At 61.7% G+C, this 14,208-nt stretch carries 12 protein-coding genes; 3 read left to right on the forward strand and 9 right to left on the reverse strand.

The window, feature by feature from the left end; translation table 11 throughout:
- Positions 1-16: 16 nt before the first annotated feature.
- Together J3O30_RS15450 and J3O30_RS15455 are read left to right on the forward strand one after the other, a co-directional pair.
- A complete protein-coding gene (locus J3O30_RS15450; RefSeq protein WP_207581155.1) occupies positions 17-1,204 on the forward strand; it encodes a CaiB/BaiF CoA-transferase family protein in 1,188 nt (395 codons plus the stop codon).
- A gap of 2 nt (positions 1,205-1,206) precedes the next feature.
- A complete protein-coding gene (locus J3O30_RS15455; RefSeq protein WP_207581156.1) occupies positions 1,207-2,865 on the forward strand; it encodes a thiamine pyrophosphate-binding protein in 1,659 nt (552 codons plus the stop codon).
- Positions 2,866-2,904: 39 nt separating this feature from the next.
- Here the strand turns inward: J3O30_RS15455 and J3O30_RS15460 are convergent, their stop codons facing one another.
- From J3O30_RS15460 to J3O30_RS15470, 3 genes are all read right to left on the reverse strand, one after another.
- Positions 2,905-3,249, reverse strand: a complete 345-nt coding sequence (locus tag J3O30_RS15460) for a RidA family protein (RefSeq protein ID WP_207581157.1) — start codon at positions 3,247-3,249, stop codon at positions 2,905-2,907.
- An 86-nt stretch (positions 3,250-3,335) separates the two neighbouring features.
- Entirely contained in the window at positions 3,336-3,674 is a 339-nt protein-coding gene (locus J3O30_RS15465) for a TIGR01244 family sulfur transferase (protein ID WP_207581158.1), read from the reverse strand.
- Between the two features lie 71 nt (positions 3,675-3,745).
- Positions 3,746-4,585, reverse strand: a complete 840-nt coding sequence (locus tag J3O30_RS15470) for a DUF4432 family protein (RefSeq protein ID WP_207581159.1) — start codon at positions 4,583-4,585, stop codon at positions 3,746-3,748.
- Positions 4,586-4,840: 255 nt separating this feature from the next.
- Here J3O30_RS15470 and J3O30_RS15475 point away from each other — a divergent pair, with 255 nt between their 5' ends.
- The gene (locus J3O30_RS15475) at positions 4,841-6,241 is read left to right on the forward strand and encodes a L,D-transpeptidase (RefSeq protein ID WP_207581160.1); all 1,401 of its coding nucleotides are present in this window, start codon (positions 4,841-4,843) and stop codon (positions 6,239-6,241) included.
- Between the two features lie 70 nt (positions 6,242-6,311).
- Here J3O30_RS15475 and J3O30_RS15480 read toward each other — a convergent pair whose 3' ends face one another.
- The 6 genes from J3O30_RS15480 to J3O30_RS15505 form a co-directional block, all read right to left on the reverse strand.
- The gene (locus tag J3O30_RS15480) at positions 6,312-7,010 is read right to left on the reverse strand and encodes a ParA family protein (RefSeq protein WP_207581161.1); all 699 of its coding nucleotides are present in this window, start codon (positions 7,008-7,010) and stop codon (positions 6,312-6,314) included.
- 303 nt (positions 7,011-7,313) lie between these two features.
- Positions 7,314-8,465, reverse strand: a complete 1,152-nt coding sequence (locus J3O30_RS15485) for an iron-containing alcohol dehydrogenase (RefSeq protein WP_207581162.1) — start codon at positions 8,463-8,465, stop codon at positions 7,314-7,316.
- On the reverse strand, positions 8,462-9,847 hold the full coding sequence (locus J3O30_RS15490) for an aldehyde dehydrogenase family protein (RefSeq protein WP_207581163.1): 1,386 nt from the start codon (positions 9,845-9,847) through the stop codon (positions 8,462-8,464). Before J3O30_RS15490 ends, J3O30_RS15485 begins: the two co-directional genes overlap by 4 nt.
- A gap of 207 nt (positions 9,848-10,054) precedes the next feature.
- Positions 10,055-11,422: a glutamine synthetase family protein gene (locus J3O30_RS15495; protein WP_207581164.1), complete on the reverse strand. Its 1,368-nt coding sequence runs from the start codon at positions 11,420-11,422 to the stop codon at positions 10,055-10,057.
- Positions 11,423-11,671: 249 nt separating this feature from the next.
- The gene (locus J3O30_RS15500; protein ID WP_207581165.1) at positions 11,672-13,228 is read right to left on the reverse strand and encodes an amino acid permease; all 1,557 of its coding nucleotides are present in this window, start codon (positions 13,226-13,228) and stop codon (positions 11,672-11,674) included.
- Positions 13,229-13,349: 121 nt separating this feature from the next.
- On the reverse strand, positions 13,350-14,120 hold the full coding sequence (locus J3O30_RS15505) for an N-formylglutamate amidohydrolase (protein WP_207584345.1): 771 nt from the start codon (positions 14,118-14,120) through the stop codon (positions 13,350-13,352).
- Between the last annotated feature and the right edge of the window lie 88 nt (positions 14,121-14,208).

The raw sequence follows: 14,208 nt of genomic DNA on the forward strand, positions 1-14,208 counted from the left end.
AAACGGACGAGGAAATATGACGACGAAAAAGCCGCCGCTTGCCGGCATCCGGGTGATCGAGCTTGCCCGCGTGCTCGCCGGTCCCTGGGCGGGACAGATGCTCGCCGATCTCGGCGCCGATGTCATCAAGGTCGAAAATCCCGACGGCGGCGACGACACCCGCCAATGGGGGCCGCCCTTCGTCGAAGGCGCCGATGGCGAAAATCTCTCGGCCGCCTATTACCACGCCGCCAATCGCGGCAAGCGCTCCATCACTGCTGATCTGAAGAGCCCCGAAGGTCAGGATCTCGTCCGCCGCCTTGTCGCCACCGCCGATGTAGTGATCGAGAATTTCAAGCTCGGCGGCCTCGTCAAATACGGGCTCGATTACGACAGCTTGCGCCAGGTGAACCCGAAACTCGTCTACTGCTCGATCACCGGCTTCGGCCAGACCGGCCCCTATGCCAGCCTCGCGGGCTATGATTACATCGTCCAGGGCATGTCAGGTTTCATGTCGATCACTGGCGAGCCGGACGGCCAGCCGATGAAGGCAGGCGTTGCCATCGCCGATATTTTCACCGGCATCTATGCCGTCTCGGCAATCGAGGCTGCCCTGATCCACGCGCTCAAGTCAGGCGAGGGCCAGCTCGTCGACATGGCCCTGCTCGACGTGCAATCGGCCGTGCTCGCCAATCAGAACATGAATTACCTCGTCTCCGACAAGGCACCCACCCGCCTCGGCAATGCCCATCCGAATATCTCACCCTATGAGGTCGTGCCGGCGGCAGACAGCTATCTCATTCTGGCGGTCGGAAACGACGGCCAGTTCCGTCGCCTCTGCACCATCCTCGGCCTTGACGCCATCGCCGGCGACGAGCGTTTCGCCACCAACAGGGCCCGCGTCGCCAATCGCGGCGAGGTGCGCAGCCTCATCTCGACCGAGACCCTGAAATGGCGGAAGGCGGATCTGCTGAAGGCCTGCGAGGAGAATGCGGTTCCCGCCGGCCCGATCAACACGATCGAAGAGATGTTCGCCGACCCGCAGGTACAGGCCCGCGGCCTGCGCATTGACCTTGCGGATGCGGCCGGAACCGTGATCCCCGGGGTCAGGACGCCGGTGGTGCTGTCGGAAACGCCGTTGTCTTACATCAGGCCGAGCCCGCGTCTCGGCGAACACAGCGAAGAAATTCTGGCGGAACTCGCCGAGCGCGAGAGGAAGGTATAGGCATGAAGAGGACCGGCGGGCAACTGATCGTCGAGGCGCTGAAGGCGAACGGCGTCAAGCGTCTCTCCTGCGTGCCCGGTGAGAGTTTTCTCGCCGTTCTCGACGCCCTGCGCGACAGCGAGATCGACGTCGTCGTCTGTCGCCAGGAGGGCGGAGCGGCGATGATGGCGGATTGCTGGGGCAGGCTGACCGGCGAACCCGGCATCTGCATGGTGACCCGCGGCCCCGGCGCTACCAACGCCTCTGCCGGCCTGCATATCGCCAAACAGGATTCGATCCCGATGATCCTCTTCATCGGCCAGGTGCAGCGAGAAGCCCGCGAGCGCGAGGCCTTCCAGGAGGTCGAATTCCGCCGCGCCTTCACCGAATTCGCCAAATGGGTGGGCGAGATCGACGATGCCGCCCGCATTCCCGAGTTCGTCACCCGCGCCTTTGCGGTCGCAACCTCGGGCCGGCCCGGCCCAGTCGTGCTGACGCTGCCGGAGGACATGCTGCGCGATGAGGTCGAGGCTCCCCGCGCTAAGCATTATGTCAGCGTCGAGGCGCATCCCGGCCGCCGCCAGATCGACGATCTCCATGTGAGACTGCTAAAGGCCGAACGGCCTATGGTGATCCTTGGCGGCACGCGCTGGGATGCCGACGCCGTCGCCGACTTTGCAGGCTTCGCCGAGCGTTTCCGACTGCCGGTCGGCTGCTCCTTCCGCCGGCAGATGCTGTTTGATCATCTCCATCCCTGCTATGCCGGCGATGTCGGCATCGGCATCAACCCGGCGCTGGCGAAGGAGATCAAGGAGAGCGACCTGCTGATCCTGCTCGGCGCCCGCATGTCGGAAATGCCGTCTTCGTCTTATACGCTGATCGACATACCCTACCCTCAGCAATCGCTGATGCACATCCATCCCGACGCATCCGAACTTGGCCGTATCTATCGTCCCGATCTTGCCATCTGCGCCGCACCTGCCGATTTCGTCGCAACGCTCGCCGATCTGGAAGCGCCGGCCGAGCCGCGCTGGGCCGAGCGCACGAAGCATATGCATCAGGCCTATCTTTCCTGGTCGAAGCCGCCAGCGACAGGTCCTGGCCCGGTTCATATGGGGCCGATCATGGAGTGGCTGGAGGCCAATACCCGGCCGGAAACGATCTTCACCAACGGCGCTGGCAACTATGCCACCTGGGTGCATCGTTTCCATCGTTTTCGCCGCTTCAACACTCAAGCCGCCCCCACCTCCGGCTCGATGGGTTACGGCCTGCCGGCCGCCGTCGCTGCCAAGCGGCTCTTTCCCGAGCGAGAGGTCATCTGTTTTGCCGGCGACGGCTGTTTCCTAATGCACGGCCAGGAATTCGCCACCGCCATCCGCTTCGGCCTGGCGATCATCGCGGTCGTCGTCAATAACGGTATCTACGGCACGATCCGCATGCATCAGGAGCGCGAATATCCCGGCCGCGTCAGCAGCACCGACCTGACCAATCCCGACTTCGCAGCCCTTGCCCGCGCCTATGGCGGGCACGGCGAGACGGTGGAGCAAACGGCGGAATTCGGCCCGGCCTTCGAGCGGGCGCGTGCCAGCGGTAAGCCGGCGATCATCGAGATCAAACTCGATCCCGAGGCGATCACGCCGACGCGCACACTCTCGGAAATCGCGCAAGCAAAAAGCCGGTAGGTCTCCCCACCGGCTTCGACACGCAATCCCGCAGTGACCTCAGTCGATCGCGGCCGTAACGATGAACTCGACCTTGTATTTTGGCGCAGCGAGCTTGGCTTCGCTGGTGGCGCGGGCCGGCGGATTGGCCGGATCGATCCAGCCTTGCCAGACAGCGTTCATCTCGGCAAAATCGGCGATGTCGGAGAGATAGATGATCGTCTGCAGGATCTTCGACTTGTTGCTGCCGGCTTCAGCCAGCAGGCGGTCGACTTCGGCAAGCGAAGAGTTGCACTGATCGGTAACGCTGTCGCCCTCACCGACCTGGCCTGCGAGATAGACAGTGTTGCCGTGAATGACGGCGCCGCTCATGCGCGCGCCGACGTCGATACGCTTAATGCTCATCATAGTCTCCTGAGTGAATGGAAGGTGGCGGCGCTGCGGCACAGCGCCGGAAAATCGGGCGCCGGGACGGGCGCGGTTAACGGGGCTCAGCCGCGGATATGGTGGGTCTTCTGGTAGATCGCTGTCGAGCGGGCGCCGGAGCGGCAGTAACCGAGCATCGGCCGCGGGAATTCGTCGAGCGCGTCGACCATGCCCTGCACGGCTTCCTCGGTCACGCCCATCGGTCCAACCGGCACATGGGCGATATCGAGACCAAGCTCTTTGGCGCGCGCCTCGATGACCGAGAACGACGTCTGGTCGGGGCTCTCATGGTCGGGACGGTGGCAGACGATCGATTTGAACCCCATCGCCTTGATCTCGTCGAGTTCTTCAAGCGTGATCTGGCCCGAAACCGAATATTCATCGTCAATCTGGCGAATATCCATCGTCTTGTCTCCTCAAAATCGTGGGCTGAAGGTCTACGACGGGAGGCCCGCGAGCGTCAACAACACTTCGCTCAGAGGAAGGCGAAGGTCAGCGCATAGCTGCGGCTCTCGCCGGGTGCCAGCATGTTGAACTCACCGGCCGCCTCGAGCTCGTCGCGGGAGACCCCGCGATGCGAGACCGGTTCGATGCCAATGATATGGGCCGGCGCTTTCTGGTTCCGCCACACCTGCAGATGGGGCAGCGTATTGGCGCGGAAGCGCACGCGGAGCGTCCTGCCGCCGATCGCGGCAATCGGTCCAAGCCGGATCTCCGCGAAGCCTTCCTCCGTCGCTGGCGCCGGAACGCAGAAGATGCCCCCCGGCTCCTCACCGAATGTCCATGGGAAACCGCCATTCTCAAGCATCCGGCCTTCAAGCAGCGTGCCCTCGTCCAGCCATTTGCCCCCGGTATTCATGTGATACATCAGGAAGGTCGGCACCGTGTGATCACTCGTATTGACGACCCGGTCCTCGAGCTGCACCTCGCCAGTCGCCCCGTCGATCCGCCACAGCCGCTCGATGCGCTGCGGCAGTCCCTCGACAGTGGCGATGTCGATATCGGCGCGGCATTCGGCATTGCCGTTCTCGTACTTCGTCCACAGCACCTTGGCCGCATGGCCGGAGGCCGATCCGTGCAGCGGATAGACCTTGCCGTCGGCCCGGCCGGCAATCGGCTGCCGGTGGCGGATATGGTCCGGGCCGCAAGTGAACAGGAAGCCTTCGAGCGAGTGATCGATTCGCGGATCGCCGTCGTCGGGAATGGCGCGCTTCGGCGCAATGTCGACGCCTTCGACGATGCATCCGCCGATATCCAGCACCGACGTTTCATCCAGCATCAGGCGCGGCCCGCTTGCGGCAGCAAATTCGATCATCGCAGTCTCCTCAGGAGGTTGTCGGCGGCCGTAGCGTTAGGTTTCGCGCCGTCATTCGTCAATCGGCGCAGTCCCCATCCTGTGTTTTTGCCGCAACCATGGATTTTGCGGAACTGACACAGAGACGCAAACGTTTATGAGTAAAAGGAAATCTTAGTGATTTTCATATTTTGTTCAGCACGGTTTCATAAATTCCACACTAGCGTCAAAATTCGCAGGTGTGTGTCTGCCAGTCACAGTTCCGAGGTATGAGACGTGAATCGCTTTTTGAAGTCGGCATTTTCGCTTGCGGCCGTGCTGGCGGCCATCGCGGCTGCAGCACCGGGGGCAGGCGCGCAGCAGTTCCGTGACCGCCGGCAGAGCGATGTCGTGCTGGTTACGCCGAACGGCGAAATTCTCGACTATGTCCCCCGCGGCTATATCTATGCCCGCGACCGCAGCGGCAATCGCGTGATGATCGATGCCTATGGCAATGTCGTCGCCACCGAGATGCGCGCCCGCGGCTACTATCCGCCACGGCCCGGTCCGCGCGAGGTCTATGCCGACCAGAACGGCAACGATCCCTATTACGCCGACGACAACGCCTCTGGCGATACGCGTTATTCTGAGCGCGGTGCGGTCACCGGCGGTATTCCGCGCGATGCGGCGATCGAACGCCAACCGCTCGACGGTCAACCCTATCCCAATGACAACAGCATCGGCAATCCGCAGCCCGGCGACGATTATGCCTCGATCGATCCCGACCAGCAGCTTCCGCCCGCTGACGCGCCGAGCGCCGCACCGGATGAGCCCGTCATCACGCTGAAGAACAAGTCGAAGCCCGAGATCGTCGCGCTGCAGGTCTTCCTCGATCGCGCCGGCATCTCCCCCGGCGTCATTGACGGCCATATGGGCTCGAACGTCACCAAGTCGGTCTATGCCTATGACCAGATGACCGGCTCCAGACTCGACCCGAACGACACCGACGCCATTCTCGAAGAGCTGCGCATGAACGGCGGCCTGCCGGTCGTCAGTTACACGATTACGCCGGCCGATGCCGCCGGCCCCTTCGTCGCCCAGATCCCGGAAGACTATTCGCAGAAGGCGCTGCTGCCGTCGCTCGCCTTTTCCTCGACCACCGAAATGCTGGCCGAGCGATTCCACATGGATGAAGCCTTCCTCAAGGAAATGAACCCCGGCGCCGATTTCACCGTTGCCGGCACGATCATCAAGGTCGTCAATCCGGGCGAGCCGAAGAGCGGCGAGGTCGCCCGCATCATCGCCGACAAGGGCCGCAAGCAGGTCTTTGCCTATGACGGCGCCGGCAATCTCATTGCCGCCTACCCGGCATCGATCGGCTCGACCGACACACCCTCCCCGTCGGGCACCGTCACGGTCGAGCGCGTCGCGTTCAATCCCGGCTATACTTATAATCCGAAGATCAATTTCCAGCAGGCCGGCAACGACAAGATCCTCAACATTCCGCCCGGCCCGAACGGCCCCGTCGGCACCGTCTGGATGGCGCTGTCGAAGCCGACCTACGGCATTCACGGCACACCCGAGCCTTCCAAGATCGGCCGCACCCAGAGCCATGGCTGTATCCGCCTGACCAATTGGGATGCGACCGAACTTGCCAAGATGGTCAAGCCGGGCGTGACGGTCGAATTCGTCGACTGAGGATATCTGGTGCACACGGAAAGGCCGCCGGATCACTCCGACGGCCTTTTCCGTTTCATAAGGAGGATGCTCAGGCCGCCGTCGCCATACGGGCAGACTCCGTCAGCCTGACCGGCAGCTTGCTCATCATTTCCTCGGCGAAACAGGTGGCGTTTTCACGCGCCTTGTCGAGATTGCTGACGCGTGTGGGCTCGATCGTGTGCAGTGTGCCGCCACAGTCGAAGATGTCGCGGAAGGCCGAGCGTTCGATGATGGCGGTATCCAGCACCGGAACATGCCGCTCGCTGAGCAGCGACTTGACGACCTGTAGCGCCCTTGTCGTCACCATCGAGTTGACGCGGGTCAGCACCACCGAATGGCCGATCTTGATGCCCGCCTTCTCGTCCAGATACTGGAGCAGTTCAAGCACCTGTGCGCCACCGCGCGCATCCATCGCACAGCCCTGGATCGGGATCAGCACGTGATCGGAAAGGCCGACGGCGGTGGCAAGCAGCGGATTGCGCGCACCCGGCAGATCGACGATGAAATAGTCGGTATTGTGCTTGTTCTCGCTGATATGCAGCGGCAGCGAAGCGGTTGTCACGAAGTCAATCACCGAAATATTGGGCACATGACCCGATATTTCGTGCCAACGCGAAATCCAATGCTGCGGGTCGGCATCGAGAATGGTGATGCGGTAACCCTTGCGGGCTAACTCGGTGGCGAGCAGCAGAACAGCGGTCGTCTTGCCGGCCCCGCCCTTGGTATTTGCGAATGTAATGACAGGCATGTTCGGTCCTCGGAAGGAAATGGCGCGAGCCGGAATCGCTCTTTTACGCACCGTCGGAGCATCGTGCGGTTAATCCATTCTTTACAATCATGGTTAACAAATCCCGAACACGCCCGCCGAAATTGCAGTTGGTATTTTTCACATCCCTAAAATTCATGCATGTCGCCCAAAAGTGTTCAGCGGTGTTGGGACAACAATATGCATCGGGCCAAGACTTGAAGCACGGATGCCGCCAGTACAAAAAAGACAAAAAAGCCCGGAAGCCAATAGCTTCCGGGCCAGTCTGAAGGTCCGCTGTTATGGTCAGAAGCAATCCCTGAAAAGGGCCTTGGTATTTTCGAGCGTCAGTGCAACCGGGTTGCCGCCGGCACTTGGATCTTCGATCGCCATCGCCGACAATTCGTCGATCCGGTCAGCCGCGATTCCCATCGCCGACAACGTCTCGGGCACGCCGAGCTCGGAGCGGAGTTTCAGCACATAATCGTAGAAGCCGTCGAAACCGCCCGAGATCCCGAGATAGGCAGCGGCGCGCCCGATCTTCTCCTCGATCGCCTTGCGATTGAAGCGCAGCACCGCCGGCATGACGACGGCATTGGTCATGCCGTGATGGGTGTTGTAGACGGCGCCAATCGGGTGCGACAGCGCATGAATGGCGCCGAGCCCCTTCTGGAAGGCGACCGCGCCCATAGCGGCAGCGGACATCATGTTGGCGCGGGCTTCGAGATCGGTGCCCTCTCTATAGGCGCGCGGAAGGAATTCCTTGACAAGCCGCATGCCTTCAAGCGCGATACCGGCTGACATCGGGTGATAGAAGGGCGAGGAATAGGCCTCCAGGCAATGAGCGAAGGCATCCATGCCGGTGCCGGCGGTGATGATCTTCGGCATGCCGACCGTCAGTTCCGGATCGGAGATGACGACGCCAGGCAGGAACTTCGGATGGAAGATGATCTTCTTCACATGCGTTTGCGAATTGGTGATGACGCTGGCGCGCCCCACCTCCGAACCGGTACCGGCCGTTGTCGGCACGGCGACGATCGGGGCGATGCCCTCGAGGCTCGCGCGCGTCCACCAGTCGCCGATATCTTCGAAGTCCCAGACTGGCCGCGTCTGGCCGGCCATGAAGGCGACGCACTTGCCAAGGTCGAGGCCGGAGCCGCCGCCGAAGGCGACGACGCCGTCATGGCCGCCATCCTTGAAAGCCCTGACGCCGGCATCGAGGTTCTTCTCGTTCGGGTTCGGGTCGACATCGGCAAAGATCGCCCGGCCGAGGCCGGCATCCTCGAGAATATCGAGCGCGTTCTTGGTGATCGCCATCGAGGCGAGGCCGCGGTCGGTGACGAGCAGCGGCTTTTTGATGCCGAGGCTCTTGCAGGCGTCGGCCAGTTCCTTGATGCGGCCCCGGCCGAGCTTGACCGATGTCGGGTAGCTCCAGTTTGCGGTGATGTTGCTGCTCATGCTGTGACTTTCTTCAGATGGAAGGATTTCGGACGCGTGAGATTTTGGAAGCCGATGATCGACAGCGAGCCGCCGCGGCCGGTCTCCTTGACGCCGGTCCAGCAGAGCGCCGGATCGAGATAGTCCGCACGGTTCATGAAAACGGTGCCGGTTTCGATCTCGCGGCCGAGCCGCGCTGCCCGCTCGACATCGCCGGTCCAGAGCGAGGCCGTCAGTCCGTACTGGCTGTCGTTCATCAAAGCGAGTGCCTCCTCGTCGCTCTTCACCTTCATGATGCCGACCGCCGGACCGAAGGTCTCCTCGCGCATGAAGGCCATGGAATGGTCGACATCGACGAGAACCTGCGGTGCCAGATAAGCGCCACCGTCATCCTGCGGAAAAAGCTTAGGGTCGACAAGCGCCTTGGCACCCTTGGAAACCGCTTCGGCGATCTGTTCGCGCACCACTTTGGCGAAGCGCTTATGCGCCATCGGCCCGAGCGAGGTATCGGGATCGAGCGGATTGCCGAGCTTGTAATTCGACACCCAGGCGACCGACTTCTCGACGAAGGCGTCATAGAGCGATTCATGCACATAGATGCGCTCGATGCCGCAGCAGCATTGGCCGGAATTATAGGTCGCGCCGTCCATCAGCGTATCGACGGCAGCCTCGAGATCGGCGTCCTCCATCACGTAACCCGGATCCTTGCCGCCGAGTTCGAGGCCGAGGCCGGTGAAGGTGCCGGCGGCTGCCCGCTCCATCGAGCGTCCGCCTTCGACCGATCCGGTGAAATTGACAAAATTGAAGCTGCCGGCGGCAATCAGCGCCGACGTCGTCTGATGGTCGAGGAAGACGTTCTGGAACACGTCATCGGGAACGCCGGCCTCGACGAAGGCCTGAACCAGCCGCTCGCCGACCAGCAGCGTCTGCGAGGCATGTTTCAGCACCACCGTATTGCCGGCCATCAGCGCCGGTGCGATCGTGTTGATCGCCGTCATATAGGGATAGTTCCACGGCGCGACGACGAAGACGACACCATGCGCTTCGCGTTCGATGCGGCGCTCGAAACGCTCGCTCTCCTCGACGACAACAGGCGCCAATGCATCCGCCGCAATCGAAGCGACATAATTCGAGCGCTCGTTGAAGCCCTTATATTCGCCGCCATACTTGACCGGCCGGCCCATCTGCCAGGCAAGCTCCGGCACGACGACATCTGACATCTCGTTCAGCCGCGCCGCACCCTTCAGCACCAGCTGCACGCGCTCTTCGAGCGGCCGTTTCGCCCAAGCCTTCTGCGCCTTGCGGCCCCGCGCCACCACGTCGTTGGCGGCATCGAGAGAAAGTGCGGCGCGCTCGGCGTAGACCGACCCGTCAACCGGTGAAATACATTGGATCATTGCCATGATCGATTTCCGTCCTCGTATGATCAAAAATTTCGTCGAGGGCCATAGCCCCTCATCCGCCTGCCGGCACCGTCTCTCCGCTCGCTTGGCGAAGGGGGCATGCCGATGCCTCTCCGTCCCCAGCCCACCCCTCGCATGGTACGTCCCCTCTCCCCGTCAGAACGGGAAGAGGGTTGGGGTGCAGGACAAGCAATCCGTAAATGCCTATTAGGCTCTTTCGAAACCGCGCGCCACTTCCCAGTCGGTGATGCGGCGGTCATATTCTTCCTGCTCCCATTCGGCGGCACGGGTATAATGGTCGATCACGTCGTCGCCGAAGGCTTTGCGCAGCATTGCCGATTCCGTCATTTCGATCGTAGCGGCACGCAGCGTGCGCGGGATTTCGCGAACGCCCTTGCCGCCATAGGCGTCGCCGACAAAGGGGGCTTCGAGTTCGAGCTTGTTCTCGATCCCGTCGATGCCGGCGGCAAGCAGTGCGGCGAAGGCGAGATAGGGATTGAGATCTGAGCCGCCGACGCGGCACTCGATACGGATTCCCTTGGTCTCCTCGCCGCAGAGCCGGTAGCCGGCGGTGCGATTGTCCTTGCTCCAGATCGCCTTGGTCGGCGCAAAGGTGCCGGCCATGAAGCGCTTGTAGGAGTTGATGTAGGGCGCCAGGAAATAGGTGATCTCGCTTGCATGGGCGAGAAGCCCGGCCACGTAGTTGTGCATCAGCGGCGACATGCCGTATTTGCCGGTATGGTCGAAGAATAGCGGCTTCTCCTCCAGGCTCCAGAGCGACTGATGGATATGCGAGGAACTCCCGGCGGCGTTGTAATTCCACTTGGCCAGGAAGGTGATTGCCTTGCCTTTTGACCAGGCGATCTCCTTGCAGCCGTTCTTGATGATCGCGTGCCGGTCGGCCATCGCCAGCGCATCGGCGTAACGCACGTTGATTTCCTCCTGGCCGGCGGAAGCCTCGCCCTTGGAATTCTCGACCGGAATGCCGGCGCCTTGCAGCCCGGTGCGGATCGCCCGCATCACCTCTTCCTCCTTGGTGGTCTGGAAGATGTGGTAATCCTCGTTATAGGCGCTGGCGAGCTTGAGGTTGCGGTAGCCGGACGCCTGCGCCGTCTCGTAGCTCTGGTCGAACAGGAAGAATTCGAGCTCGGAGGCCATGTAGGCCTTCATGCCCATATCCTCAAGGCGCTTCACCTGCTTCTTCAGGATCGCGCGCGGCGAATGGGCGACCTCTTCATGGGTATGATGGTCGAGCATGTCGCAGAGCACCAGCGCCGTGCCGTCGAGCCAGGGGATACGGCGCAGCGTCGCCAAATCCGGCTTCATCGTATAGTCGCCGTAGCCCTTTTCCCAGCTTGTCGCCTTGTAGCCGGAGACGGTCTCCATCTCCATGTCGGTGGCGATCAGGTAGTTGCAGCTATGCGTCTCCTTCCAGGCGCTCTCGAGGAAAAATTCCGCCTGGAAGCGCTTGCCCATCAGCCGGCCCTGCATATCCACCTGGCAAGCCAGAACCGTATCGATGCGCCCTTCGGCAACATCCTTCCTGAGATCGTCGATTGTGTAGCTGCTGCTCATGATTGATCCGCCTGACATTGGAATTGAGAAGATCGGGGCAACGAAATCGCATGCGCACGGCCGGATGTGGACCTGATGCCTTTTCGTTGAACCGGTGATGGGGCCGCAGGATGCGGCCCCGCCATTTGAGAGGGAAGCCTCGATGCCTAAAGCATGTCGCGTAAAAGTGTGCCGCGGTTTTGCGCTAACGACATGCGGAAAAACAAAGACCTAGAGTGCGAGGAGCGATCTGAAAGATCGCCCCGCGCTTTAGTGTTCGCCGCTTTCGCCGACGGCTGCTTCGGCCGCCGCGATCTCGGCCTGGCGCTTTGCCACTTCGGCGCCGATCGGCGGCCCCTTGAAGCGCCGGCTTTCGAAGCCGAACCAGACGATCGCAGTAACGAGGAGGAAGCCAACAGTGATGTAAAGCGCCCATTCGTTCGGCGGCTGGATGCCGAGAACGAAGATCAGGATCATCGCGATGACAGTCAGTACGGCAAAGAGCTTGAAGACGCCCTCACCGAGGTTCCACGGGCCCATCTTGTCCCACTTCGACGTGCCCCAAGCGAACAGGCCGAGGGTGATCGGGATCGCGAAGGAGAAGAACAGGAAGATGACCGTGCACGCGACGACGATTGTATAGACCGGCGTGTCGCCGATCGAAACGAGCGAAGAACCCCAGACGAAGAGAACAGACAGGATCGAGCCGGTCCAGATCGCAGCCACCGGCGTGCGGTACTGCGGGCTGACCTTCGACAGCGCCTTCGATGCCGGCAGACCGCCGTCACGCGAGAAGGCGAAGATCATGCGCGAGACCGAGGTGACCGTCGCAAGACCGCACAGCCACTGGCTCACCAGGATGGCGAAATAGAGAATATCCTTGACGATGGGATTCACTTGGCTGTCCATCGCCCAGAAGAACACATTCCAGCCCTGTTTTGCCGCATCGTCCATGTTCGGCAGCATCAGGACGAAGGCACACAGCATGATGTAGCCAAAAAGCGCCGACCAAAGCACCGAGGCGACCATGCCGCGCGGAACCGATTCGGCAGCCTTGACCGTCTCTTCCGAAGTGTGAGCCGAAGCGTCATAACCGGTGATGGTGTAGATCGGCAGCAGCAGGCCGAGAAGGAAGACCCATGTTCCTGACGTGGCCGGCCAAACGTTGCCGCCGGCTTCACCGGAATAGTTGGCGAAGGTGAAGAGGCGTCCGACCTCATAGGAGGGGGCGGCGGCGAGGCAGACAACCGCGAGCGCGATCGAGCTCGCGAAGATCAGATAACCGGAAAAGTCGGTCAGCTTCGCAGTCAATCCGATGCCCATGTGGTTCACGAGCGCCTGCGCGCCGGTGATGATCACGAGGAAGATGATGCGCACCGTCGTCGTGTCCGTCAGCCCGAGATAGGTGGTGCCGAACGAACCCATGAAGAAATAGTAGGTGCCGACATTGATAGCGCCGAGCACGGTGACGAGACCGAGCAGGTTGAACCAGGCAGTCAGCCAGCCGGTGAAACGATTGCCGAGGATCGAGCCCCAGTGATAGAGCCCGCCGGCTGTCGGATAGGCCGAGCTGATTTGCGCCATGGCGATGGCGAAGACGAGCGAGACGAAGCAGCCGAGCGGCCAGCCGATGCCGATCGCCGCTCCGCCGGCACCGGAGGTCGCCTGCGCCAGCGAATTGATGCCGCCGGAGAGGATGCAGATAATGGAGAATGAGACTGCAAAATTCGAGAATGAACTCATTCGCCGTTCGAGTTCCTGGGCATAACCCATGGAATGCAGGATGTGCACATCCTGTTTCTTGTCCAGTTCGGAATAATCCGACATGACTTCCCCCTGTTCACGATCGGCCGCGGGATTGCGGGCCGGTTCAGTGCCAAATTGTCCGCGGCCTTCTCGCCGTACGGACGTCCGCAGTTAGACTGCTCCCTCGGGTCTTCTTTTTATGTCAGGCGTCCAGGCTTTGCTGGAGCAGCCCTGTTAGATAGTCGGCCATGACCCCTTGGCCGACATCGTCTGCGATGAGGTCGTTGCGGACCTCGATCATCACATTGCGCAAGCCGTTCGAAAGCCCGTGCAGGATCAGCGTGTGGGTCACGCCGTCCTCGGGCCCGTAAGGCTGGTTGCGTTCTGTCCTGTAAAGCGGCGCCTCGGCCGCTGCCTTCAGCATAAGGTCGGCGAACCGGCTGTCCTCATCGTGCAATATGCCGAGTTCCACCGGTCGCTCGCGGCCGTGATAGACCGGCGTGAAACTGTGGATCGTCACGATGATGCTGTCTTGTCCCCTCGCCCGGCGATCGCGGATCAGCCCACGAATCGCGTCGTGGAAAGGCACGTAGAGCGCGTCGGTGCGCGCAAGGCGTTCTTCGGCGGTCAATTCCTTGTTGCCGGGAATGGCGTAAATCTCGCTCGTCTCCGGCATGGCGCCAGGTGAACTGGGCGGCCGGTTGCAGTCGTAGATAAGCCTGGAGAACCGCTGGTGAACGAGCGTCGCGTCGAGCCCTTCCGATATGCCGCGGGCAACCGCAAGGGCGCCCGGGTCCCAGGCAATATGGCTCGCGAGTGCTTCGCTGGGCAGGCCAAGATCGCCAAAATGCGCCGGAAGCGCATTCGAGGCATGCTCGCAGATTAGCAGCACCGGGCTCTGGCCACGGACGCGCTCGATCCCGACACAGTCGCCATCCGCTTCGCTGAGGATTTTCGGCCCGGCCAGCACCAAAGGCGCCACTCCTTATCCCTTAACAAATTCCTTATGAAGAAAAGAATTCTTCAGGTTTCGATCACTGTCAAGCGTCGACTGAAAATTT

Origin of the sequence: Rhizobium sp. NZLR1 (assembly GCF_017357385.1) — a bacterium.
GTDB lineage: Bacteria > Pseudomonadota > Alphaproteobacteria > Rhizobiales > Rhizobiaceae > Rhizobium.

Coding starts and splice junctions, on each gene's coding strand:
- J3O30_RS15465 (WP_207581158.1), bottom strand. CDS start 3,674: ATGGATATTCGCCAGATTGACGATGAATATTCGGTTTCGGGCCAGATC.
- J3O30_RS15500 (WP_207581165.1), bottom strand. CDS start 13,228: ATGTCGGATTATTCCGAACTGGACAAGAAACAGGATGTGCACATCCTG.
- J3O30_RS15455 (WP_207581156.1), top strand. CDS start 1,207: ATGAAGAGGACCGGCGGGCAACTGATCGTCGAGGCGCTGAAGGCGAAC.
- J3O30_RS15470 (WP_207581159.1), bottom strand. CDS start 4,585: ATGATCGAATTTGCTGCCGCAAGCGGGCCGCGCCTGATGCTGGATGAA.
- J3O30_RS15450 (WP_207581155.1), top strand. CDS start 17: ATGACGACGAAAAAGCCGCCGCTTGCCGGCATCCGGGTGATCGAGCTT.
- J3O30_RS15495 (WP_207581164.1), bottom strand. CDS start 11,422: ATGAGCAGCAGCTACACAATCGACGATCTCAGGAAGGATGTTGCCGAA.
- J3O30_RS15460 (WP_207581157.1), bottom strand. CDS start 3,249: ATGAGCATTAAGCGTATCGACGTCGGCGCGCGCATGAGCGGCGCCGTC.
- J3O30_RS15490 (WP_207581163.1), bottom strand. CDS start 9,847: ATGGCAATGATCCAATGTATTTCACCGGTTGACGGGTCGGTCTACGCC.
- J3O30_RS15485 (WP_207581162.1), bottom strand. CDS start 8,465: ATGAGCAGCAACATCACCGCAAACTGGAGCTACCCGACATCGGTCAAG.
- J3O30_RS15480 (WP_207581161.1), bottom strand. CDS start 7,010: ATGCCTGTCATTACATTCGCAAATACCAAGGGCGGGGCCGGCAAGACG.